At 72.2% G+C, this 23,026-nt stretch carries 17 protein-coding genes and 2 riboswitches; of the genes, 13 read left to right on the top strand and 4 right to left on the bottom strand.

All coding sequences use genetic code 11. The annotated features are described in order from the left end of the window. Positions 1 to 801 precede the first annotated feature (801 nt). The gene (locus tag ACZ7P3_RS37000; protein WP_472088529.1) at positions 802 to 1,290 is read left to right on the top strand and encodes a DUF4430 domain-containing protein; all 489 of its coding nucleotides are present in this window, start codon (positions 802 to 804) and stop codon (positions 1,288 to 1,290) included. 13 nt (positions 1,291 to 1,303) lie between these two features. On the opposite strand, the gene ACZ7P3_RS36995 is transcribed toward ACZ7P3_RS37000, so the two are convergent. Next, entirely contained in the window at positions 1,304 to 2,224 is a 921-nt protein-coding gene (locus ACZ7P3_RS36995; RefSeq protein WP_472088527.1) for a cobalamin-binding protein, read from the bottom strand. Between the two features lie 50 nt (positions 2,225 to 2,274). Beyond that, a complete protein-coding gene (locus ACZ7P3_RS36990) occupies positions 2,275 to 3,684 on the bottom strand; it encodes a prenyltransferase/squalene oxidase repeat-containing protein (RefSeq protein WP_472088525.1) in 1,410 nt (469 codons plus the stop codon). Positions 3,685 to 3,970: 286 nt separating this feature from the next. Continuing rightward, a riboswitch (cobalamin riboswitch) is annotated at positions 3,971 to 4,106 on the top strand. A gap of 120 nt (positions 4,107 to 4,226) precedes the next feature. Here ACZ7P3_RS36990 and ACZ7P3_RS36985 point away from each other — a divergent pair. From ACZ7P3_RS36985 to ACZ7P3_RS36965, 5 genes are read left to right on the top strand one after another with little or no spacing between them, the layout of a single operon-like run. After that, positions 4,227 to 6,968 carry a prenyltransferase/squalene oxidase repeat-containing protein gene (locus ACZ7P3_RS36985; protein ID WP_472088523.1) on the top strand — a complete coding sequence of 914 codons (2,742 nt, stop codon included), beginning with the start codon at positions 4,227 to 4,229 and terminating at the stop codon, positions 6,966 to 6,968. Next, positions 6,965 to 7,918 carry a hypothetical protein gene (locus tag ACZ7P3_RS36980; protein WP_472088521.1) on the top strand — a complete coding sequence of 318 codons (954 nt, stop codon included), beginning with the start codon at positions 6,965 to 6,967 and terminating at the stop codon, positions 7,916 to 7,918. Before ACZ7P3_RS36985 ends, ACZ7P3_RS36980 begins: the two co-directional genes overlap by 4 nt. Further along, a complete protein-coding gene (locus tag ACZ7P3_RS36975; RefSeq protein WP_472088519.1) occupies positions 7,915 to 9,075 on the top strand; it encodes an energy-coupling factor transporter transmembrane component T in 1,161 nt (386 codons plus the stop codon). Before ACZ7P3_RS36980 ends, ACZ7P3_RS36975 begins: the two co-directional genes overlap by 4 nt. Beyond that, the gene (locus ACZ7P3_RS36970) at positions 9,072 to 10,718 is read left to right on the top strand and encodes an ABC transporter ATP-binding protein (protein WP_472088517.1); all 1,647 of its coding nucleotides are present in this window, start codon (positions 9,072 to 9,074) and stop codon (positions 10,716 to 10,718) included. The genes ACZ7P3_RS36975 and ACZ7P3_RS36970 overlap by 4 nt, the downstream gene beginning before the upstream one ends. Continuing rightward, positions 10,715 to 11,539: an ECF transporter S component gene (locus ACZ7P3_RS36965; RefSeq protein ID WP_472088515.1), complete on the top strand. Its 825-nt coding sequence runs from the start codon at positions 10,715 to 10,717 to the stop codon at positions 11,537 to 11,539. The genes ACZ7P3_RS36970 and ACZ7P3_RS36965 overlap by 4 nt, the downstream gene beginning before the upstream one ends. 193 nt (positions 11,540 to 11,732) lie before the next feature. Here ACZ7P3_RS36965 and ACZ7P3_RS36960 read toward each other — a convergent pair whose 3' ends face one another. Beyond that, entirely contained in the window at positions 11,733 to 12,488 is a 756-nt protein-coding gene (locus ACZ7P3_RS36960; protein WP_472088513.1) for a helix-turn-helix domain-containing protein, read from the bottom strand. A 118-nt stretch (positions 12,489 to 12,606) separates the two neighbouring features. Here ACZ7P3_RS36960 and ACZ7P3_RS36955 point away from each other — a divergent pair, with 118 nt between their 5' ends. From ACZ7P3_RS36955 to ACZ7P3_RS36925, 7 genes are all read left to right on the top strand, one after another. Next, complete coding sequence (locus ACZ7P3_RS36955; RefSeq protein WP_472088512.1) at positions 12,607 to 14,409, top strand: ATP-binding cassette domain-containing protein; 1,803 nt, start codon at positions 12,607 to 12,609, stop codon at positions 14,407 to 14,409. After that, a complete protein-coding gene (locus ACZ7P3_RS36950; RefSeq protein WP_472088510.1) occupies positions 14,406 to 16,184 on the top strand; it encodes an ABC transporter ATP-binding protein in 1,779 nt (592 codons plus the stop codon). Before ACZ7P3_RS36955 ends, ACZ7P3_RS36950 begins: the two co-directional genes overlap by 4 nt. Positions 16,185 to 16,395: 211 nt before the next feature. Continuing rightward, positions 16,396 to 16,569: riboswitch (cobalamin riboswitch) on the top strand. Between the two features lie 226 nt (positions 16,570 to 16,795). Then, positions 16,796 to 18,319: a CoA-acylating methylmalonate-semialdehyde dehydrogenase gene (locus ACZ7P3_RS36945; protein ID WP_472088508.1), complete on the top strand. Its 1,524-nt coding sequence runs from the start codon at positions 16,796 to 16,798 to the stop codon at positions 18,317 to 18,319. A gap of 7 nt (positions 18,320 to 18,326) precedes the next feature. Beyond that, positions 18,327 to 19,475: an acyl-CoA dehydrogenase family protein gene (locus ACZ7P3_RS36940; protein ID WP_472088506.1), complete on the top strand. Its 1,149-nt coding sequence runs from the start codon at positions 18,327 to 18,329 to the stop codon at positions 19,473 to 19,475. Further along, positions 19,472 to 20,545, top strand: coding sequence for an enoyl-CoA hydratase/isomerase family protein (locus tag ACZ7P3_RS36935; RefSeq protein ID WP_472088504.1), 1,074 nt, complete (start codon positions 19,472 to 19,474; stop codon positions 20,543 to 20,545). Before ACZ7P3_RS36940 ends, ACZ7P3_RS36935 begins: the two co-directional genes overlap by 4 nt. Further along, positions 20,542 to 21,438: a 3-hydroxyisobutyrate dehydrogenase gene (mmsB, locus tag ACZ7P3_RS36930; protein WP_472088502.1), complete on the top strand. Its 897-nt coding sequence runs from the start codon at positions 20,542 to 20,544 to the stop codon at positions 21,436 to 21,438. The genes ACZ7P3_RS36935 and mmsB overlap by 4 nt, the downstream gene beginning before the upstream one ends. Further along, the gene (locus ACZ7P3_RS36925; RefSeq protein ID WP_472088500.1) at positions 21,435 to 22,229 is read left to right on the top strand and encodes an enoyl-CoA hydratase; all 795 of its coding nucleotides are present in this window, start codon (positions 21,435 to 21,437) and stop codon (positions 22,227 to 22,229) included. Before mmsB ends, ACZ7P3_RS36925 begins: the two co-directional genes overlap by 4 nt. A 140-nt stretch (positions 22,230 to 22,369) precedes the next feature. Here the strand turns inward: ACZ7P3_RS36925 and ACZ7P3_RS36920 are convergent, their stop codons facing one another. Continuing rightward, positions 22,370 to 22,720, bottom strand: a complete 351-nt coding sequence (locus tag ACZ7P3_RS36920; RefSeq protein ID WP_472088498.1) for a hypothetical protein — start codon at positions 22,718 to 22,720, stop codon at positions 22,370 to 22,372. Positions 22,721 to 23,026: the final 306 nt, after the last annotated feature.

The following is a 23,026-nucleotide window of genomic DNA, read 5'->3' as shown; positions in this document are numbered from 1 at the left end:
TCCTGCTCGTGACCGTCTTCTCACCCTTCACCAGCAGGCAGCGCCGGAGGGTTCCCGCGAGCAGCGCGCCCGCGGGAGCCCTTTCGGCGACTTCGACCTGGACGCCCGGCGCGACTGGCTGGAGCTGTTCCCCTTCTTCACGACCCGCCGCCCGGACGCCTACGCTCCGCTCGGCGCACGTCCCTGGGTCCGCCCGACCACCGTCGGGCTTCCTCGGACGGTGGTCTGTGGCCGGGGCCTCTCGGCCGGGCAGGCGATTCCGGCGTGGCGGACCATTGCGGGGCCACCGATGTGACCGCCCGGTTGCGACCCCCGAGATCCGGGTCGCCCGTCCGCTCGCCGCAGGCACCACAGCCCTTCCAAAGAGGGCCGGGCCGTCGGTATCGGGTCACATGACGAGCTTCTCGCCCGCTGCACGCAATACCGGCGACTGCTCAGCAGATCGCCCCAACCAGCCGTAGACTGAACGCCGTTCGCATCTGGCGGGCGGCCGTGACCGTCGCGCGGGAGTGGACGGGCGGCACAACAACCGCATAGGCACGTGACTGGGGGAAGCCGGTGGGAGTCCGGCGCTGACCTGCAACCGTGTGCGGCCTTGGCGGGCCGCGAGTCGGAGTACCCGGAGCGTGCCGAGAAATGCTTCCCACTGTCATGGTCTGCAGCGCGAAGCCGAGAGCCTGATCCGAGTAGCCGGGTTCGGTGCGTCCAACATCCCGGAGGGGGAAGCCGCGCCTGCCGAGGGTGCCGGTCCGTTCGCTCGGCGACGGGCCGCGGGCCGCCCACCTCAGGAAGGCTTCACCAGTGCACCGCACATCCGCACGCCGTACCATGATCGCCACGACGGCTCTCGGCCTGGCTCTCGCCTCCGCCCCGGCCGTCGCTCACGCCCAGAGCATGCCCCGTACGAACGCTCCCATCCGGGTGAGCCTGACGGTCCAGGGACCGGACGGACTCCTCTTCAAGGGCAGCATAAGAACGCGCGGCCATGAGGTCACCACGGTCACGGGCGGCACCCACAGATGCGACGGCACCAACGGGGGAGCCAACCCCTCCGCCGTACCGACGCCTACGGCCGCCCTCGACGACGCGGCCCGCAAGCGGCACTTCACCTGGGACGGCACCTGGTACGCGTCGTTCGACGACTACTCGGTCGACACCATCAAGAAGGTCAGCGGCGGGGGCAGCGCCTACTGGAACATCTCCGTCAACGGCACGTCCACCCCCGTGGGCGGCTGCCAGTTCAAGCTGAACGCCGGGGACAAGGTGGCGTTCACCTGGACGGCCTTCTGATTCCGGTGTGCCGTCACCGGCCGGGGAGCGGTCGTGCCTCGGCCGGTGACACCGCCTCTGCGGTCCGCACGCCGTGCAGGACATGGGCGAGTACCTCCGCCCCACGCACCACCCGTGGTCCCGGGCGGTTGAAGTAGGCCGGTCCGTCCAGCACCCAGACCCGGCCGGACCGGACGGCGGGCAGGTCCGTCCAGCCTGGGAGTCTCGTGAGCAACTCGCTCTCGCGCAAGGTGCGTTCGGGCGGAAAGCCGCACGGCAGGACGAGGACCACGTCCGGCCGTGCGGCCCGCACCGCCTCCCAGGCCATCGGCTCGGTGTGCTCGCCGGGTGCGGCGAGGAGAGGCTCGCCCCCGGCCGTCGTGATCTGCTCGGGCACCCAGTGCCCTGCGGGCCACAACGGGTCGAGCCACTCGATCGCCACGACCCGGGGCCGGTCACGGCCGGTGACCGCCGCGCGGACGCGGTCGAGACGAGCGCACAGCTCGGCCCGGCGCCGCCGGGCGCGCTCGGGCACGCCGAGCAGCTCCCCGACCGTCACCAGGCAGTCCAGTACGTCGTCGAGCGTGTGCGGCTCCAGGCTGAGGACCTTGGTCTGCGCGTTCAGCAGCCGCACCGTGCTGCTGACCTTCTCGTAGGACACCGCGCACACGTCGCACAGATCCTGGGTGAGCACGACGTCCGGACGCAGCGACGCCAGCGCCTCGGTGTCGAGCGTGTACAGCGACGACCCGGAGTGCGCCGAACCGCCGACCGCGTCGGAGATCTCCCGGCTGGTGAGCACGTCCTGGTCCAGATCCGCCCCGGTCACCACCGGTACGGACGCCACCTCGCGCGGTGGCCAGTCGCACTCGTGAGTGCGACCGGCCAGCTGCGCGGTCAGTCCGAGCTCGGCGATGATGTCGGTGGCGGCGGGCAGCAGCGAGACGATGCGCATACCCCGACTCTAGGACCCGCCGCGGGGCGGGTCCCGGAGCGGCATCGCCGTCAGACGCCCCAGCGCACGGCGATCGTGTCGCCGACGTTCACGACCTTGCCCCGCGTCGCGGAGGCGAAGGACGAGCCGTCGACGCTGACCTTCCAGGTGTTGGAGCCGCTGTTGGCCTTGCCGTTGACAGCCGTGATGACGCCCGAGCCTGAGGACGGGTTCACACTCGTGACACAGCCCGACGGGGTGGCGGCGGTCTTGGCCGCGTCGAGGACGGCACCGAGCGTGGTCGTCGTACCGGTCGGCGTGAGTGCGACGGAGCACACCTTCAGGTTGCCGGAGCCGTCGTCCACGGTGAGTGCCAGTTTCGTCGCCGTACCGGAGGTGAGGGAGGACTGGCTGACCCACTGCGGGGCGCCCGGCGTCGTCGGGACGGGCGGGGTCGCGGTGAAGCCGCCGCCCGCCACGGCCCGCAGACCGTCGATCGACGAGTACGCCGTCGGCGAGGTGTCGGTGGGCAGGTACTTGAAGCCGCCGCCCGGGTTGAACTGCTGGGCGATGAGGAAGTCCACCGGCGTCTTGCCGTCCGCGGTGAGGAAGTCACCGGCCTGCGGGTCGATTCCGCAGGCGTTCAGACCCGAGACCGCCCAGCCGTTGGAGTCGGTGTTGGCGCCGAACATGGCGTCGAAGGCGCCGGTGTCCGATACGAGCTTGCCCTTCAGGAAGTTCTTCGCCTGCACGATGTCGGTGTCGGTGTTCGGCACCCCGGACACGCAGAGCGCGGCCATGGCGGCACCGGTCATGTCGATGTCACTGCCGGCGCCCAGCTGGCTCGGGTTGCCTTCGGCCTTGCTGTAGTTCCAGCCGCCGTCGTTGTGCTGGTTGGCCCGGAGACGGGTGATGATCGAGTTGCGCAGCGCCTGCGGGATGCGGGTCTGCCCCGCCTGGGTCTTCGCGCCGTTCAGGGCGAGCGCGGCGAAGACGGTGCCGTTGAAGTTGGACGACGGGCCGAAGTAGCCGGGCTCGGAGGTCTGCCAGTAGCTGTAGATGTCCGCGACCAGGTTGCGGGAGGCGGAGACACGGGACGGGTCGATGCCGGCGGCGTAGGCGTTGAGCGTGGCACGCTCGTAGTCGGTGACCAGGGGACTGGAGGACGGCCAGCCGCTGGTGGACAGCAGGTTGCGGTAGACGGTTCTCGCGTTCTTGCTGGTGTCTCCGCCGGGCGTGACGTCGACGGCGGCGGTTCCGGCCGAGGCGAGCGCGCTGAACGCCCACTCGTTGGACAGCCCGGAACCGGCGTACGACCCGTCGGCGGCCTGAAGCGACTTGAGGTAGGTGACGCCGTTCGTCTTCGACGTGGCGATCTGTGCCGGGGTGGAGGTGGCCGCCGCGGGCAGCGTGGTCAGCGCGAATGCGCCGAGGGCGGCGGAAGCGACGAGGACGGATCGTCGGGACGGATGACGGGACATGGCCTGCTCCTGGAATGAGGGGGCGTCGGCCGGACCCATGTCCACCTTCACCGGGGCGGCGGGACGTGGCCGCCGCCCGGAACGCGTGGACCGGCTTCCAAAGGTGTCTCACCGCTTGGGCATTCGGGCTCGGGCCGGCCCCCTGCCGTCCCACACCGCTGCGCGTCAGCCCCGGACTCCCACCGGGTTCCCCCACTCGGCAGTCCGGGACGGTACCTGACGTGCAACCCGGCCGCCAGCGCTCGGTCGGTCACCCGTCGCGGCACCCTGGGCCCGTCTTGACGCTTCCTGTGAAGCGTGTTCAAATCCCGCTGATAGGCGACAAGTTCCAGGGGAAGCCGGTCGAAGTCCGGCGCTGACCCGCAACCGTAGGCCCGGCTCCGCGCCGGGCGAGCCGGAATGCCTGGAACATGATCATCAGTAACAGCCGCCGTCGCGGACTACGGCGTGGTGCGACCAGCTTCCGGCTGCCGGGCTCTCCCCGTCCTCCGGAGGCCCTCTGCCACGTCCGCGCACGCGCCGGCAGGCACGAGGGGGCTGCGGTGGGGACCGAGAGACGAAGAGACGGACGGGCGGGCACAGGTCCGAGACGCCTGACGGCGCTGGTGGCGGCGTGGCTCATGGCGCTGGCGGCGGGTGTGGCCTTCCTCACCAGCACGACGGCGTCCGCGGCCGGGCCGATCGGCGACTGCACGGCCACCAAGGGTGCCGTCGTGGCCGTCGACTTCGGGTCCTTCGGCGGCAAGGTCGAGCGGGGCTGCGACACCACCCCGACCACCGGCTTCGACCTCCTTCACACCGGCGGCTTCACCACCGCCGGAACCAAGCACGACGGCGACGCCTTCATCTGCCGCATCGGCCTCGCCACCTTCAACTCCGGTACCCAGTACCCGACTCCGGACAAGGAAGCCTGCGACGCCACCCCGCAGGCCAGTGCCTACTGGTCCTACTGGATCGCCTCACCCGGCGAGGACCACTGGACATACAGTCCGTACGGCGCACAGTCCCGCAAGCTGAAGAACGGCGACGTGGACGCCTGGGTGTACGGCGGCACGAAGCCGGACGGCTCCGGCGGGGAGCCCAGGTTCAGCCCCGACGACGTGCGGGTCGGCACGGTCTCCCTCACCGCGGCCACGACCTGGCTCACCGGGAAACTGGCCGACGGCACGCGGATCGTCGACGACGGCGCCAGCACCCCCGACTATCCGCTCACCCTCGACACGGCCTACGCCCTCGCCGCCGTCCATGGCCAGGGCACCCCGCTGTACAAGATCACCGACTACCTCGCGGCGCACGCGGACGACTACATCTACGCGGCCGGCAAGGACCAGGGCCCCGACGCCGGGGCCAACGCCCGGCTCGCCCTGCTCGCCGAGATCACCAAGGCCGATCCGCACAAGTTCGGCGGCCACGACCTCCTCGCCGACCTGACCTCCAACGTCTGCGCGGAGGGATCCGACCCGGACAAGACTCCGGGCTGCACCGCGAAGGGTGACTTCAAGAACGCCGGTGTCGCCGAGCAGCAGGCGCTGGCCGTGCTCGCCCTGCTGCGTGGCGGGGTGACGCCGCCGGCCGCGACCGTCGACCGGCTGACCCAGCTCCGGTGCGAGGACGGCGGGACCACCAGCCTTCTCATCCAGCCCGGCGAATCATGCAGCGGCGAAACCGTCATCACCGCGTTCGTCGCCCTCGTGCTGCACAGGGCCGGCGGCCACGACGACGCAGTGACCGGGGCGCGTACCTTCCTGACCAAGGAGCAGCTCGCGGACGGCTCTTTCCCTGCCGACCCGACCGCCACCAACGGCAGCGTCGAGGCGACCGCCTATGCTGCCCAGGCCCTGCGTGCGCTCGGCGACACCGACCGCGCGGACACCGCCGTCGACTGGCTGTCCCGGCAGCAGCTCAAGGACGGCGGCTTCGGCTTCGAGGGCGGCGACACCGCCCCCGCCCTCTACCCGACTCCGCGAGCCGTCCTGGCCGGTGCCGGCACCAGCCTCGTCACCCTGACGGCCAAGGACGCGCGTCCCACGAAACCGCCCACGGACCCCACCGATCCCACCGGCACCCCCACCACCCCCGCCCCGGGTACCGGACCCGACCTGAAAAAGGGCGTCACCTACCTCACCAAGGCGGCGAACCTCAAGAGCGGCAAGTACTACGACGACGGGCTCGGCACGGGCCGCGCCGACTTCGGCCTGACCATCGACGGTGCCTACGCGCTCGCCGCCACCGGCCTGAACAACGCCAAGCTGCGGAGCGTCGTCGACTTCCTCGACCACGCCGGCCGGGACGGCGCGGGCCGCACCGTCAACGACTGGACCGGCATCGGCACCGTCTACGCCGGTGGCGGTTCGATCGGCAAGACGGCGCTGCTCGCCGAGGCCGTCGGGCGCGACCCGCGCGACTTCGCCGGGCACGACCTCATCGCAGCGCTGAAGAAGGCGGTCTGCACCAAGCCCAGCACCGCGCCGGACCGCTCCTGCGCGGCCAAGGGCGCCTACACCTACGCCCCGTCCGTGTTCTCCCAGGCCCTGGCCGTCATGGCCCAGCTGCGGGCGGGTGACAAGACGGCGGCCGCTCAGCCGGTCGCCTATCTGGAGAGCCTCCAGCGGAGTTCAGGTGCCTGGCCGAGCCTGATCCCCGCCACGAACGACTCCGACGTCGACTCGACCGCCATCGCCGCCATGGCTCTCGACCTGGCGGGCGGTGCCAAGGCGGACAAGGCCGTGGACAGGGCGCTGGCATGGATGGCGTCCAGGCAACTGTCCGACGGTGGATTCCCGGGAGCGGCGGGCGACTCCGTCAACTCGGCCGCACTCGCCGTGCAGGGCCTGTCCCTCGACGCGGGGAAGTACACCGCGCAGATCGCCAAGGCCCGTAAATTCCTCGCCGCACAGCAGAACGCCGACGGCGGGTTCCGGGTTGCCAAGGAAGGCCAGCCCGGCTCCGACCTGCGCGCCTCCACCCAGGCCGTGGGTGGAGCCACCGGCATCTCCTTCGGCAAGCTGAAGCGCAGCCTGACCAGCACCTCCCCGCAGCCCACGCCGAGCCCCAGCGGCAGTGCCCCCGACATCATCACCACGGGCGACACCGGCGGCAGCGGCAACACCGGCGGCTCGGGTGACGGCGGGACCGTCGCGGACGGCGGCGGTGGGGGCGGTGTCCTCGCCTCCACCGGTGCCCAGGTGGGCACCCTCGCCGGGATCGCCGCGCTGCTGGTGCTCGCCGGCTGGCGCACGGTGGTCGTCGCGCGGCGTCGTGCGGGCACGGGAGGCGGACGATGAGTCCCGTGAGCTTCCGCGCGGTGGCCACGGCTCTCGGTGCGACCACGGCCGCACGCCGGCTCCGCGTACTGGCAGCGCTCTGCCTGCCGGTCGCCGTCGTCGCCGCGACCGGCACCCCGGCCGCGGCCGACCCGCAGCCGATGGGCCGCTGCACGACGACCTCGGGCGCCGTGCTCGCCGTCGACTTCAGTCACTGGGGCGGCCCGATCCTGCGCTCCTGCGGTACGACCCCGACCACCGGGTACGAACTGCTCAACCAGGGCGGCTGGCGCACGACCGGCACCGGGCACGACGGACCGGCCTTCATCTGCCGTATCGGCTACAGCGGTTACCAGAGCGGCAAGCAGTATCCGACCGCAGCGCAGGACGACTGCGTGCTCACGCCGCCCGCCTCCGCGTACTGGTCGTACTGGCACGCCGACCCAGGGGCCAGGGACTGGACGTACAGCCAGCTCGGGGCGATGCTCTACAAGCCCAAGCCCGGCAGCGTCGACCTGTGGATCTTCGGCGGCACGAACGTCGAGGGAACCAAGGGCCGGCCCACGATCTCCCCGGACCAGCTGCGGGCTCACAACACCAAGCCACAGGGCGATGCGGGCCGGCCCGCCTCCACCCACAAGGCACCCTCGCTGCCGCCCGACGTGGACACCGGCCCGGCCCCCGAGCGGCACACGACCGCACCTTCCCGGTCCGCCGCGGCCGAACCGAAGAAGAAGCCGAAGGCGGGCAAGTCCGCAAGCCCGACTGCGTCACCCACGCCCACTGCCACCGCGAGCAGCCCGGCAGCGGCGGCATCCGGCACCGGCACCAGGGTGGTCGACGCCGCCCCGGCCGCCGAGGCCAAGCACGACGCCGGTTCGATCGTCCCCGTGGCGACGGGCGCCGGTCTCGTGGTGCTGATCGGCGGGGCGGCGGCGTTCGTGGCGTACCGCCGCCGTCGTACCGAGTGACCGCGGTGGCCCGCACGACAGTCGAGGCGTCCCCGGCCGCCGCGGTCCCCGACCGCGGCGGCCGGCGCCTGCCGCGAACCCTGCACCCCGTGGCCTGGTGGGTGTGGGCGCTCGCCCTCGCCACCGCCGTCAGCCGCACCGACAACCCGGTGCTGCTCTTCCTCGTCCTCGCCGTTCTCGGCTACGTCGTCACGGCCCGGCGCACCGAGGCGCCCTGGGCACGCGGCTTCAAGTACTACCTGTTCCTGGCCCTGACGGTGGTGACGATCCGCGTTGCCTTCCGCGCGGTGTTCGCCACCGGCATCACCCCGCACGACCACTTCCTCTTCTCCCTCCCGCACATCCCCACCCCCGACTGGTACGCGGGCATCAAGATCGGCGGGCCGGTGTCGCTGGAGGCGCTGCTGTCCGCCGCGACCGACGGACTGCGGCTGGCCTGCATGCTGTGCTGCATCGGCGCCGCCAACACCCTCGCCAATCCCAAGCGGGCCCTGCGGGTGCTTCCCGGTGCCCTGTACGAGCTGGGGGTCGCCGTCACCGTCGCGATCAGCGTGGCGCCGCAGCTCGTGCAGAGCGTGCAACGCGTCGCCCGGGCGAAGAAGCTGCGGGCCGGGCGGACGAAGGGCATGAAGGCGCTGCGCGGCATCGTGGTCCCGGTCCTGGAGGACGCCCTGGAACGGTCCCTGCGGCTGGCCGCTGCCATGGACTCCCGCGGCTACGGCCGGGCGGGCACGGCCACCCGCCGCTCCCGCCGGGCCACCGGTGCGCTGATGCTGCTGGGCATGTGCGGCCTGTGCGCCGGGGCGTACGGGCTGCTCGACGCCACCGCGCCCGCCTTCCTGGGCCTGCCCGCGATGGCGTGCGGGGCCGTGCTGTGCGTGGCGGGACTGCGGCTGGGAGGCCGGCGTGTCACCCGCACCACCTACCGCCCCGACCTCTGGCGCCTGCCGGAGTGGGCCGTGGCCGGCAGCGGAGTGCTGTCAGCCGTGCTGCTCTTCAGCAACCTCGGCTACGACCCGGCCCAGCTCAACCCCACCTTCTACCCGCTGACCTGGCCCGGCCTGCCGCTCGTCCCGACCGCCGCGATCCTCCTCGCCGGCACGGCCGGCTTCCTCGCACCTCCGCCCAGCCCTGTCCAGAGAGCCGACACCCCGTGATCACCTTCGACCAGGTCACCGTCCAGTACGAGGACGCGCCCGAACCCGCCCTGCGCGACATCGACCTCACGGTGGAGGAGGGCGAACTCTGCCTCGTCGTCGGGCACACGGGCGTGGGCAAGTCCACGCTCCTGGGCGCGGTCAACGGGCTGGTGCCGCACTTCACCGGCGGCACCCTGTACGGCCGGGTCACGGTCGACGGCCGCGACACCGCCCACCATCCGCCCCGGGAACTCGCCGACGTCGTCGGCGTGGTCGGCCAGGACCCGATCGACGGGTTCGTCACCGACACGGTGGAGGAGGAACTGGCCTACGCCATGGAGCAGTTGGCGATCCCGGCGGCGACCATGCGCAAGCGCGTCGAGGAGACCCTCGACCTGCTCGGCCTCGCCGACCTCCGCCACCGGGCCCTGCACGAACTCTCCGGCGGGCAGCAGCAGCGCGTCGCCATCGGCTCCGTCCTCACCGCCCATCCCCGCGTCCTGGTCCTGGACGAACCCACCTCGGCACTGGACCCCACGGCGGCCGAGGAGGTCCTCGCCGCCGTCACCCGGCTCGTGCACGACCTCGGTGTCACTGTCCTCATGGCCGAGCACCGCCTCGAACGCGTCGTCCAGTACGCCGACCGCGTCATCCACCTGCCCGGCGACGGCCGCGCCCGCATCGGCGCTCCGTCCGAAATCCTCCGTACCTCCACGATCGCACCGCCGATCGTGGAGCTGGGCCGGGTCGCGAACTGGTCTCCGCTGCCGCTGTCCATCCGCGACGCCCGCCGTGCCGCCGCGCCGCTGCGTACCAGGCTCGCGGGCCGTGCCCCGGCCCCCGTCAGGCCACCGGTCCCGGAGGGCGAACGGACCCGGCTGCTCGCCGCACGCGGCATCACGGTCACTTATCGGGGTGTCGCGGCCGTACGCGCAGTGGACCTCGATCTGCACGCGGGCGAGGTCACCGCGCTGATGGGCCGCAACGGCTCCGGAAAGTCCTCCCTCCTGTGGGCCCTGCAGGGGTCCGGACCACGCAAGGCCGGATCGGTGAAGATGTCCGGCGGCCGTGGTGGCACCGATCCGCACACCGTGCCCGCGGCCGAGGCGCGCCGACTCGTGGGCCTGGTCCCGCAGACCCCCGCCGACCTGCTCTACCTGGAGACGGTGAAGGAGGAACTCGACCAGGCGGACGCCGAGTCGGGCACCAGGCTGAAGGCGCGCGACCTTCTCGACCGGCTCGCGCCCGGTATCGACGACGCCACCCACCCGCGCGACCTGTCGGAGGGCCAGAAGCTCGCGCTCGTCCTCGCCATCCAGTTGTCCGCCGCGCCCCAGGTCCTCCTCCTGGACGAACCGACCCGGGGCCTGGACTACCGGGCCAAGACGGCGCTGATGGACATCGTGGACGCTCTCGCCGCGGAGGGACGGGCGGTTGTGATCTCCACCCATGACGTCGAGTTCGCGGCCCGTGCAGCCGACCGGGTGGTCGTCATGGCCGAGGGGGACGTCGTGGCCGACGGCCCGACCACCGAGGTCATCATCTCCTCGCCGACCTTCGCCCCGCAGACCGCGAAGATCCTCTCCCCGCTGCCGTTCCTCACGGTCAAGCAGGCCGCGCAGGCACTGGCCGCCGACGACGAAGAGGGGACACGCCCGTGAGCGCGCGCATCGGCAGCGCGATCCGGCTGACCCCGCGTGCCGGCGTGGTCGTGGCGCTCGCCGCGTTCCTCGGACTCGTCGCGTTCTTCTGGCCGTTCGTGGTCGCGCCGGGCAAGTTCGGTTCCAACTACGCACCACCGCTGATCTTCGGCGTCCTGCTGGTCCTGGTGCTGTGCGTGGTGCTGTCGGAGATCGCCGAAGGCGGCATCGACTCCAAGGCGCTCGCCATGCTCGGCGTGCTCTCCGCCGTCAACGCGGCGCTGCGACCCCTCGGCGCCGGCACGGCGGGCATCGAGACGGTCTTCTTCGTGCTGGTTCTGGCGGGGCGGGTCTACGGCCCCGGCTTCGGGTTCGTGCTCGGCTGCACCTCGCTGTTCGCCTCCGCGTTGATCACCGGAGGCGTCGGGCCGTGGATGCCGTACCAGATGTTCGGCTGCGCGTTCGTGGGCATGCTCGCCGGGTTCCTTCCCCGGGCGAGCGGCCGGCGCGAGGTGGCGCTGCTGGCGGTGTACGGATCGCTCTCCGGCTATCTCTTCGGCTTCCTGCTGAACCTCTCCTTCTGGCCGTTCTCGCTCGACCCCAACAGCTCCATCGCCTACCTGCCCGGCCTGCCCTTCACCGAACAGTGGCACCGCTACGTCGCTTTCGACCTCGCCACGTCGCTGGGCTGGGACACCGGCCGGGCCGTGACCAACTTCGTGTGTGTGCTGCTGGCCGGGCCGGCGGTACTGACCACCTTCCGACGTGCCGCCCGGCGTGCCCGGTTCCGGGCGCCGGTCCGCTTCGAGGCAGCCGGGACCGCCGACTCCGACCCCTGCTGATGTGAGGCAGGCGCACCCACAGGGACGCCCGCGTGCCCTTCCGGACGCCCGTGCGCCACATCGACCACGTCGGGCCGCAGGGCGCACACCAGACGCGGCAGCCGGAGGCTGAGGACGATGAAGGACCCGGCCCGGATCCGTGGCTCATGTCGCCGATCCGCCAAGCGCGACGGGGCCGGAACGCGCCCTCGGCCTAGTCCGGCCCGCTCACCTTTCCCCGTGACCGGGCGAAGTACGCGGCGGGCGTGGACCCGGTCACCCGGCGGAACGCGGCGACGAAGGCGCTGGGCGTCGCATAGCCCACCCGCTCGGCCACCCGTCCGACCGGCCGGCCCTCGGCGAGGTGGGCAAGGGCGGCCTGGAGCCGGGCCTGGGTCCGCCACTGAGCGAACGTCATCCCCGTCTCGGCGAGGAAGAGCCGCAGCAGCGTGCGCTCGCTGGCGCCGACCGCGCGCCCCAGCTCGCCCAGCCTGCGTTGGTCCGCGGGATCGTCCAGCAACAGCGCGGCGGTCTCCCTGGCCCGCGGGTCGGCCGGCAGCGGCAGCTCGAACACGGTGGCCTCCGCCGGTCGCAGTACCTCCAGGAGCACGGCCTCGGCCTGCGCACGCACCCTGGACGGCAGTTCGCCGGCCAGGTAGCCGATCAGATGCCGGGCGAGCGGCGAGACGGCGAGCACGGTCGGCCGGGGCCAGGCCAGCGGGCAGGTCACCGGGTTCAGGTAGATGCCCTGGAGCACCGACTCCCGCAGAGCCGCGGTGGCGTGCCGGACGCCGCCCGGGATCCACAGCGCGAGGTGCGGGGGCAGGACCCAGCAGCGGTCCTGGGCGTCGACCATGACGACACCGCTGCTGGCCCAGGCGAGTTGGTGCTCGTCATGGAGGTGGTGCTGGAAGATCTGCCCCCGGACCATCTCGAACCGTTCGAGACCGATGGTCTTCTCGTGTGCCATGCCCGGCGTTCCTGCCCCTGTTCACGCGCCCCCTGCCCGCCGTCCATGACCGATGCACGACATACGGTGGCGCTCTGCTGCGTTTACGACAAAAGTAAGGTGACCCTAACGTGGCCGGGTGACCATACCCGCCTCCGCCCCTTCCCGTCGCCCCTCCGCCCGGGCTCCCCGTGCCGCCGCCCCGGCTCCGGCCGCCTCGCCGCGGGCGCTGCTGTGGTGGTCCCTGGGCAACCGCCGACGCGACCTGGTGCTGGCGTCGGTGCTGTTCAGCACGCACCAGCTGGGCGAGGCGCTGGTGCCGGTGATCGTCGGTGCCACGGTCGGCGAAGCCGTACGGTCCGGCACGCCTGCATCGACGGTCCGCTGGCTCGGCCTGCTGGCGGCGGACTTCCTCCTGCTGTCCCTGTCGTACCGCTTCGGCGCGCGGGCGGCCACGCGCGCCCGGCAGTACACGGAGCACCAGGTACGCACGGCGCTGACGCAGCGGGTGCTGCGGCCGGGCGGCGGGGTGCGGCTGGCGCCGGGCGACCTGCTCGGCCGCGCATCCGGCGACGCGGAACGGGTGGGCGCCTTCGCCGGCGCCCTCGCCACCACGGTCGCCGCGGTGGTCGTCCTGCTCGGCTCCACGGTGCTGCTGCTGCGCATCTCCCTCGGCCTCGGCGCGCTCGTCGTGGCCGGCACCGCGGGTGTCCTTCTCGCGCAGAACCGCCTCTCCCATGTGCTGCGCCGCACCAGCGGTGCCGAGCAGGCCCAGCAGGCGCGGGCCACTGCCCTGGCCGAGGAACTCGTCCGGGGGCTGCGGGTGCTCAAGGGCATCGGCGCCGAGCGCGCCGTCGCCGCCGACTACGCCCGGGTCAGCCGGGACGCCGTACGCGCGGCGCGGCGGGCCGAGTCCGCCGAGGGTGCGCTGCTCTCGGTCGGTGTCCTGCTGACCGGGCTCTACCTGACCGCCATTGCCGCGATCGGTGGCGGGCTCGCCCTGGAGGGACGGATCGGCCTGGGTCGGCTGATCGCGGTGCTCGGCCTCGCGCAGTTCGTGAACGGCCCGATGCGGGTCGTCTCCGCCACCCACGCGCGCTACGTCCGCGCCCTCGCGTCGGCCGCCCGCGTCCACGAGGTGCTCAGCACACCCCCGGCCGTACCGGAGCCGGCGGCGGCCCGTTCTCCGGCGCCCGCGCCGGTCCGTTCTCCGGTGCCGGGCGGGGAGTCGACGTTCACCACCGGAGCACGCCGGAGACCGGCCCCGTCGGGCGCCGGACCGGGGGCGCCTTCGGCCGCGCCGCCTGGCGCCATCGAGTTCCGCGGAGTGCTGTTGCCCGGCGGGATCCGGGCCAACTGGTCCGTCCCCGGCGGTCGCATGACCGGCCTCGCCTGCGCCGACCCCGCCGTCGCCGACGCCGTCGCACTGCTGCTGGCCCGCGAAGAGGATCCCGAGGACGGGCGGATCCTGCTGGACGGCACCGATCTGACGGCACTTGAGCTGGACGCGCTCAGGGCCACCGTGCTGGTCTGCCACCACGACCCCGTGCTGCTGCCCGGCACCGTCGCCGACAACCTGGCCGCCCTCACCGAGGACGCCGCCGCCGTGACCGAAGCCGCCTGGGCCTCCTTCGCCGACCAGGTCGTCCACGCCGCACGGCACGGCGCCGGCACGCCGGTCGGCGACCGCGGTGAGACCCTCTCCGGCGGCCAGCGCCAGCGCATCGCACTGGGGCGCGCGCTCGCCGCCCGGCCACCGGTGCTGGTGCTGCACGACCCCACCAACGCCGTGGACGCGGCCACGGAGGACGCCATCGCCGACCGGGTGCGGCGGGCGCGAGCCCACCGCACCACCCTCGTCATCACGAGCAGCCCGGCCTGGCTCGCACGCTGCGACCGGCTCATCCATGTGCCCTCGGCGGACCGGACGGTGACGCGGTGACGGCCCCGGCGGACACGGCACCGCTGCTTCCCGTCGCGACCGCGCGGCAGACCCGGGCGCGGTTGCGCGACGCCCTGCGCGCGCGCAGGCCGACACTGTGGGCGGCTGTCGCCGCGCTCGTCCTCGACAGCGCCCTGACCCTGGCCGGCCCGGTGGCGATCGGCCGGATCACCCAGGCCGTCGCCGACCACCGTGGCCCGAGCGCACTGGTCACTCCCGTTCTGCTCCTGACCGCCGCCGCCGTCGCCGGCGCGCTGACCGCGTGGGCCGCCACCGTACTGCTGGCGCGGGTCGTCCTGACGGTGACGGGCCGGCTGCGCGAGGACGCCGTCGTCTCGGCGCTGGCCCTGCCCGTGGACGTCGTCGAGGCGGGCGGCACCGGCGACCTGGTCGCCCGGCTCTCCGGCGACACCGAACGCGTCTCGAACGCAGCCACCGGCGCACTGGGGGACTTCGCCGGGGCGGCGCTCACCATCCTCGCCGCACTTGTCGGACTGGCCGCGCTCGACTGGCGGTTCGCCGTCGCCGGACTCCTCGCGGTGCCCCTCCAGGCGCACACCCTGCGCTGGTACCTGCGCACCTCCCGGCCTCTCTACGCGGCCGGCCGGACCGCGGAGGGACGCCGCACCTCGGCACTGCTCGGCGCCTTCACCGCGCTGCCCACCCTGCGCGCCCTGCGCCTGGGCCCGGGCCGGCACGCCGGTGTGGAGGCGGCCTCGACGGAGGCGATGTCGTACGAGTTCCGGGCGACCCGGGCGGCGACCCGCTTCTACGGCCGGCTCAACATCGCCGAGTTCACCGGCCTGAGCGCGATCCTCCTCGTGGCCTGGGCCCTGGTCCGCACCGGACGCGCCGACGTCGGCGCCGCGACCACGGCGGCGCTGTTCTTCGCCGGGCTGTTCGATCCAGTGAACACACTGCTCGGCACCTTCGACAGCGTGCAGCAGGCGACCGCCGCGCTTGCCCGGATCGTCGGGGTCACCCTGACCGTACCGGCACCCGACCGGCACTCCGGGCCCACTCCTCGCCGGTCGGGGGAGGGGATCGCCGTGCGTGACGTCCGCCATCGGTACGGCGAGGGCCCCGACGTACTGCACGGCATCGACCTCGACATCCGCCCCGGGCAGCGCCTGGCCGTCGTCGGCGCGAGCGGATCGGGCAAGTCCACCCTGGCGACGCTGATCGCCGGGATGCGCCCGCCGTACGCGGGCAGCGTCACGCTCGACGGCGTCCCCACCGGCGACCTCGCCCGCCCCGCGGCGCACGGCGAGCGGAGGATCGTACTGGTCACGCAGGAGCACCACATCTTCCCCGGCACGGTGGCCGACAATCTCCGCCTGGCGTGCCGGGAGGCGTCGGAGCAGGAGATCGGGGCCGCGCTCGCCGTCGTCGGCGCCGCGGACTGGACCGCGGCGCTGCCGGACGGCGTCGACACCGTAGTCGGCCGGGGTGGCGCCCGGCTGTCCGCCCGCCAGGTGCAGCAACTCGCCCTCGCCCGTGTCCTGCTGCTCGACCCCGAGGTGCTCGTGCTGGACGAGGCGACGGCCGAGGCCGGCAGTGACACGGCCCAGTCCCTCGACCGGGCGGCCCTGGCGGTGTCCGAGGGCCGCACCGTGGTCGTGGTGGCGCACCGGCTCTCGCAGGCGGCAACGGCCGATGTCGTGGTGGTGATGGACAACGGCCGGCTGGTCGAACGGGGGCGGCCCGACGAACTCCGGTCGGCGGGTGGCACCTACGCTCGGCTGTGGGCGTCCTGGACGTACGGGCGGCAATGACCCCCGCACCCGGGACGTGCCGTGCGGGGTCGCGGATACGGCACGTCCTGGCGAGACGACGGCGGCACCGACGACCCTCCGGCAGGCCGTCCCACGCGTCCGGCTCGGGGCGCCGGTGCGTTTCGCGGCGCCCCGGTGAGCCTTCGACACCGGCGCCCAGCGCGTGCGGCCTGATTGCACCACTGGATTTACTAGGACGTCCAACTATATAGTCGAGGGGTAGGCCCGCGGTGCAGGGAAGCCGGTGTGATTCCGGCACGGTCCCGCCACTGTGACCGGGGAGTACGCCGTCGAGCAGGACGCCACTGACGAGCTGGATGTCGGGAAGGCGGACGGCGCGCGCTGATCCGGGAGTCAGGATACCGGCCGTGGGATGTTCCGTGTTTTCCACGAGGATGGAGCTGACACGCATGGCACCGGTGCGCATCCACGATCCCGGCGGACTCCGCCGTAGGCGTCACGCAGGTCGCATTCCCGTCGTCACCGCCTGACGGTTCGCACGCCATACGCGTTCTCGCGCCGCTTCCACACGTCCGTGTACGCCACCGCGTCCACGCGTGCCGGTCCGGCGCGCCATCCCGGATCACCCTCACCTGACGAGAGCAGGCCCCATGATCCGTCCGAACGATCCCACCGACGTGCGTGAGCTGACCCACTTCATCGGTGGCAAGCACACCCCGGGAACGTCGGGGTCCTACGGCGAGGTGTACGACCCCAACACCGGTGAGGTGCAGGCCCATGTGCCCCTCGCGAACCGGGCCGAGACCGAGGCGGCGATCGCCGTCGCCGCCGAGGCACAGCGCGAGTGGGGAGCCTGGAACCCGCAGCGCCGGGCCCGGGTCCTCCTGCGTTTCCTCCAACTCGTCGAGAACGAGAAGGACGCGCTCGCCCGACTGCTCTCCGCCGAGCACGGCAAGACCATCGCCGACGCGCACGGGGACCTTCAGCGCGGCCTGGAGGTCGTGGAGTTCGCCGCCGGTATCCCGCACCTCCTCAAGGGCGAGTTCACCGACAACGCCGGCACCGGCATCGACGTCCACTCCCTGCGCGCGCCCCTCGGTGTGGTCGCCGGCATCACGCCCTTCAACTTCCCCGCGATGATCCCCCTGTGGAAGGCGGCCCCCGCACTGGCCTGCGGCAACGCCTTCATCCTCAAACCCTCCGAGCGCGACCCGTCCGTACCGCTGCGACTCGCGGAACTCTTCCTGGAGGCCGGTCTTCCGCCCGGGGTCCTCAACGTCGTCAACGGCGCGGGAGAAGCGGCCGAGACCCTTCTCGAAGACCCTCGCGTGGCCGCCCTCGGCTTCGTGGGCTCCACGCCGGTCGCCGCGCACGTCTATGCCACCGCCGCCGCCCACGGCAAGCGCGCACAGTGCTTCGGCGGCGCCAAGAACCACATGATCGTGATGCCCGACGCCGACCTCGACCAGGCGGTGGACGCGCTGATCGGCGCCGGATACGGCTCGGCGGGCGAGCGCTGCATGGCGATCTCGGTCGCTGTCCCGGTCGGCGAGGACACCGCCGACGCACTGGTCGCCCGGCTCAAGGAGCGCATCGCCACCCTGCGCATCGGCCGCAGCGACGACCCCGAGACGGACTTCGGCCCGCTGGTCGGCCCGGACGCCGTGGATCGCGTCCGCTCGTATGTCGACCTCGGCGTCGAGGAGGGAGCGGAACTGGTCGTGGACGGACGTGACTTCGTCCTGCCCGGGCACGAGAACGGCTTCTTCGCCGGCGCCTCCCTCTTCGACCGGGTCACCCCCGCCATGCGCATCTACCAGGAGGAGATCTTCGGCCCGGTCCTGAGTGTCGTGCGCGCGGCCGACTACGAAGAGGCCCTGCGTCTGCCCAGCGAGCACACCTACGGCAACGGAGTCGCCATCTTCACCCGGGACGGCGACACCGCCCGGGACTTCACCCGGCGGGTGAACACCGGCATGGTCGGCGTCAACGTGCCCATCCCGGTGCCCGTCGCCTACCACACCTTCGGTGGCTGGAAGCGCTCCGGCTTCGGCGACCTGAACCAGCACGGCCCGGACGCGATCCGCTTCTACACCCGCACCAAGACCGTCACCTCCCGCTGGCCGGCCGGTCTGCGCGAGGGCGCGAGCTTCACGATCCCCACGATGGGCTGAGTGCCGTATGACCACCACCCTGCTCACCGAGGACCAGCAGGCCCTCGTGGAGACCACCCTCGACTTCGCCCAGGACCATCTCGCACCCCACGCCCTGGACTGGGACCGGGACAAGCACTTCCCCGTCGACGTGCTGCGCAAGGCGGCCGGGCTGGGCCTCGGCGGCGTCTACGTCCGGGAGGAGGCCGGCGGCTCCGGCCTCAGCCGGGCCGACGGCGTCCTCGTTTTCGAGACGCTGGCCTCCGGCTGCCCGTCCATCGCCGGCTACCTCTCCATCCACAACATGGTCGCCTGGATGATCGACCGCTACGGCGACGACGCCCAGCGCGAGCGCTGGCTGCCCCGCCTGTGCGCCATGGAGGACCTCGCCAGCTACTGCCTGACCGAGCCGGGTGCCGGCTCGGACGCGGCGGCCCTCACCACCCGGGCCGTCCGCGACGGCGACCACTGGGTCCTGACCGGCGTCAAGCAGTTCATCTCCGGCGCGGGCGCCTCCCAGCTGTATGTGGTGATGGCCCGCACCGGCGGCAGCGGCGCCGACGGCGTCTCCGCCTTCATCGTCGGCAAGGACGACCCCGGTGTCACCTTCGGGCCGAACGAGCGCAAGATGGGCTGGAACGCCCAGCCCACCCGACAGGTCGTCCTGGACGGCGTACGCCTGCCGGCCGACCGGCTCCTCGGCCAGGAGGGTGACGGCTTCCGCATCGCGATGAACGGCCTGAACGGTGGCCGCCTGGGCATCGCCGCCTGCTCCCTGGGCGGCGCCCGCAGCGCCCTGGACCGCAGCGTCGCCCACCTCGCCGACCGGGAGGCGTTCGGCCAACGCCTGCTCGACGCCCAGGCCCTGCGCTTCCGCCTCGCGGACATGGCCACCGAGCTGGCCGCCGCCCGTGCCCTGGTGCAGCAGGCCGCCCAGGCCCTCGACCGGGGCGATCTGCAGGCACCGTATCTGTGCGCGATGGCGAAGCGGTTCGCCACCGACACCGGATACTCCGTGGCCGACCGCGCGCTCCAACTGCACGGCGGCTACGGATACCTCAGCGAGTACGGCATCGAGAAGATCGTCCGTGACCTGCGGGTCCACCAGATCCTGGAAGGAACCAACGAGATCATGCGCGTCATCGTGGCCCGCGGCCTGACGGAGGCGTTCGGATGAGTGACAGTGAAGACGCCGTCCTGCTCCGTACGGCAGGCCGGGCCGCATGTATCACGCTCAACCGGCCCAGGGCCCTCAACGCACTCAACCACGACATGGTGCGCCGGATCGACGAGGCTCTGACCGCCTGGGAGCACGACCCGGCCGTGGAGACCGTGGTCGTCACCGGGGCGGGCGAGCGCGGGTTGTGCGCGGGCGGCGACATCCGGAGCATTCACGACGACGCCCGGGACGGCGACGGCGCCGCCTCGGCCGCGTTCTGGCGCGACGAGTACCGCCTCAACGCCCGCATCGCCCGCTACCCCAAGCCCTACGTCGCCGTCATGGACGGCATCGTCATGGGCGGCGGTGTCGGCATCTCCGCACACGGCAGCGTCCGGATCGTCACCGAACGCTCGCGGATCGCCATGCCCGAGACCGGCATCGGCTTCGTCCCCGACGTCGGCGGTACCTACCTGCTGGCTCTCGCTCCGGGCGAACTGGGCACCCATCTCGCGCTGACGGGCGCGCAGATCGGCGCGGGCGATGCCCTGCTGTGCGGCCTCGCCGACCACTACCTGCCCTCCGACGCCCTCGGCGCCTTCGTCGACGACCTGGCCGAGCTGCCCGTACGAGAGGCGCTCGCCCGTCACGTACAGCCGCCGCAGCAGGGTGAGCTGGCGGCCCGGCGGGAGTGGATCGACGCCTGCTACGCCGCCCCGACGGTCGAGGACATCCTGAACCGGCTGCTCGACCAAGGCGATCCCGCCGCCAAGGAGGCGGCGCAGATCCTGCTCACCAAGTCACCGACGGCTCTGAAGGTGACTCTGGCCGCCCTGCTCCGTGCTCGGCACCTCGGCCCCATCGAGCGGGTCCTCGACCAGGAGTACCGCGTCTCCTGCGCGACCCTGCGCACGCACGACCTGGTGGAGGGCATCCGCGCCCAGGTCATCGACAAGGACCGCACCCCGCACTGGTCGCCGGCCACCCTTGTCGAGGTGACCGACACCGACGTCGAACGCTTCTTCACCCCCCTCGGCGAGCACGAGCTCGGACTCGCCGGTACCGACACCCCGGAGGTGGCCTGGTGAGCCGAACCGTCGCGTTCATCGGACTCGGGCACATGGGCGCGCCCATGGCCGCCAACCTGGTCAAAGCGGGCCACCGCGTGCGTGGACACGACCTGGTGTCCGACGCTGTGGACGGTGCTGCGCAAGCGGGCGTCGAGCCCGCCGGAACCGCGGCCGAGGCGGTGACGGACGCCGAGGTGGTCATCACCATGCTCCCTGCCGGCCGTCACGTCCTCGACCTCTACGACACCGTCCTCTCCGCGGCCCGGCCCGGCACCCTGTTCGTCGACTGCTCCACCATCGACGTCGCCGACGCCCGCGCCGCGCACGAACGCGCGGTCGACGCAGGGATGCAGGCTCTGGACGCACCGGTCTCCGGGGGAGTGGTGGGAGCCGAAGCGGCCACGCTCACCTTCATGGCCGGCGGGGGCGAGAGCGAATTCGGTGAGGCGCGTCCCCTGCTGGAGGCGATGGGCAAGAAGGCCGTCCACTGCGGCGGCCCGGGCGCCGGGCAGGCCGCGAAGATCTGCAACAACATGATCCTCGGCATCTCCATGATCGCCGTCAGCGAGGCGTTCGTCCTCGGCGAGAGCCTCGGCCTGTCCCACCAGGCCCTGTACGACGTGGCCGCCACGGCGTCCGGGCAGTGCTGGGCCCTCAGCGTCAACTGCCCGGTCCCCGGGCCCGTGCCGAGCAGTCCGGCCAACCGGGACTACCGTCCGGGATTCGCGGCCGCCCTCATGGCCAAGGACCTGGGGCTCGCGGCCAACGCGGTCCGAGCGGGCGGAGTGCACGCGGAACTCGGCTTGCGCGCTTCCGAGTTGTACGCCGCGTATGCCGAGCGAGTCGGTGCCACGGAGGACTTCTCCGGCATCGTCCGCACCATCAGGGATCAGAGCGGAGAACAGGGATGACCACCAAGGAGCGGGACGCCGAGTACGAGACGATCCTCGTCGAGCGCAAGGGCCGCACCGCGCTGCTCACGCTCAACCGTCCCCAGGCCCTCAATGCGTTGAACCTTCAGGTCATGAACGAAGTCGTCGCGGCGACCGAGGACGTCGACCGCGACTCGGACTGCGGCTGCATCGTGATCACGGGCTCGGCGAAGGCGTTCGCGGCCGGCGCCGACATCAAGGAGATGCAGCCGCAGAACTACATGGACATGTATCTCGCCGACTGGTTCGCCGCCTGGGACCGCCTCGGACAGCTCCGCACGCCGACGGTGGCGGCGGTCGCCGGATACGCCCTCGGCGGCGGCTGCGAGCTCGCCATGCTCTGCGACATCCTGCTCGCCGCCGACACGGCCGTCTTCGGCCAGCCGGAGATCAAGCTCGGCGTGATCCCCGGCATCGGCGGTTCCCAGCGCCTGACCCGCGCGGTCGGCAAGGCCAAGGCCATGGAACTCTGTTTGACCGGGCGCACCATGGACGCGACCGAAGCCGAGCGAGCCGGGCTCGTCTCCCGGGTGGTCCCCGCCGACGACCTGCTCGGTGAGGCCCTGGCCGTCGCCGAGACCGTCGCCGGCATGTCGCTGCCGGTCGCGATGATGGCCAAGGAAGCGGTCGGGCGGGCCTTCGAGACCACGCTCGCGGAAGGCGTCCGCTTCGAACGGCGCCTGTTCCACGCGGTGTTCGCCACCGCCGACCAGAAGGAGGGCATGGGCGCCTTCGTCGACAAGCGGCCGGCCGAGTTCCGGCACCGCTGAACCACCGACCCGTTCCGTCCCGCCCAGCAGGAGATGAAGATCAAGCCGGGCGGGACGACGCGTACGTGTTGTGTGCCGACCGTGCATCGGGCCGGCGCGGCGGCCATCGGGCATGAACGATTCTGCGGCCGTGAAGTGGCTCAGACTGCCAGGTCCCTGTGCTGACGCAACAGCGCCGCGATCGCGCAACGAAGGCAGCCGCCTGCGGTGTTCCCTTCCTCGGCTTCGCCATCGGGGCAGGACCTCGAGCACAACGCCGGTTCCGCAGCGGACTGCCGGCCGCAGTCGTCCCGCGCTGCGGCGATCAGTGCCTCCAGCTCCTGCAGGAGCTGGTCGGTACGTTTCGCCTGTTGGGCGAGGACGCGCACACGAGCGCTCTGCCCGCCGATCTGCCGGCGGCTGGCGACGAGCAGCTCATACTCCTCCGGAGGGAGAGCGACCACTTCGCGGCCGCCGAGCGTGATGCGGCGTGGTGTGAGACGTCTTGCCACTGAGTTCCTCCGCCTCTTGCCCGGAGCGGTCCAGGTTGTGTCTGCAGGATTCTGTGGCAAGGCCATGAATCGACTGCGTCGGTGTACCGGAGAACGTGAGGCAGCTCTCCGTGGTTCCCCTGCGGCCCCTGTTGTCCTGAAACATTCCAGTGCGAGGCTGGTACTGGCCGTCCGGTCGCTGTCGCGATGGGGTTCACCGGCGGCTCTGGTCACATTGCCAAAGATATACGGATCTGCCGCACGGGAACCGTCTGTCCCGGCTCTCCGGCCTGCCTTCAGGAGCTTTGAGCCGGTCGGTCCGAGTGC

Source organism: Streptomyces sp. NPDC107581 (assembly GCF_055657175.1).
This window is presented reverse-complemented; position numbering and strand designations above follow the sequence as displayed.

What these genes read in the sequence shown, in the direction of transcription:
- ACZ7P3_RS36995 (WP_472088527.1), bottom strand. Translation starts at nt 2,224, where the DNA reads ATGCGCATCGTCTCGCTGCTGCCCGCCGCCACCGACATCATCGCCGAG.
- ACZ7P3_RS36990 (WP_472088525.1), bottom strand. Translation starts at nt 3,684, where the DNA reads ATGTCCCGTCATCCGTCCCGACGATCCGTCCTCGTCGCTTCCGCCGCC.
- ACZ7P3_RS36980 (WP_472088521.1), top strand. Translation starts at nt 6,965, where the DNA reads ATGAGTCCCGTGAGCTTCCGCGCGGTGGCCACGGCTCTCGGTGCGACC.
- ACZ7P3_RS36960 (WP_472088513.1), bottom strand. Translation starts at nt 12,488, where the DNA reads ATGGCACACGAGAAGACCATCGGTCTCGAACGGTTCGAGATGGTCCGG.
- ACZ7P3_RS36945 (WP_472088508.1), top strand. Translation starts at nt 16,796, where the DNA reads ATGATCCGTCCGAACGATCCCACCGACGTGCGTGAGCTGACCCACTTC.
- ACZ7P3_RS36940 (WP_472088506.1), top strand. Translation starts at nt 18,327, where the DNA reads ATGACCACCACCCTGCTCACCGAGGACCAGCAGGCCCTCGTGGAGACC.
- ACZ7P3_RS36935 (WP_472088504.1), top strand. Translation starts at nt 19,472, where the DNA reads ATGAGTGACAGTGAAGACGCCGTCCTGCTCCGTACGGCAGGCCGGGCC.
- ACZ7P3_RS36925 (WP_472088500.1), top strand. Translation starts at nt 21,435, where the DNA reads ATGACCACCAAGGAGCGGGACGCCGAGTACGAGACGATCCTCGTCGAG.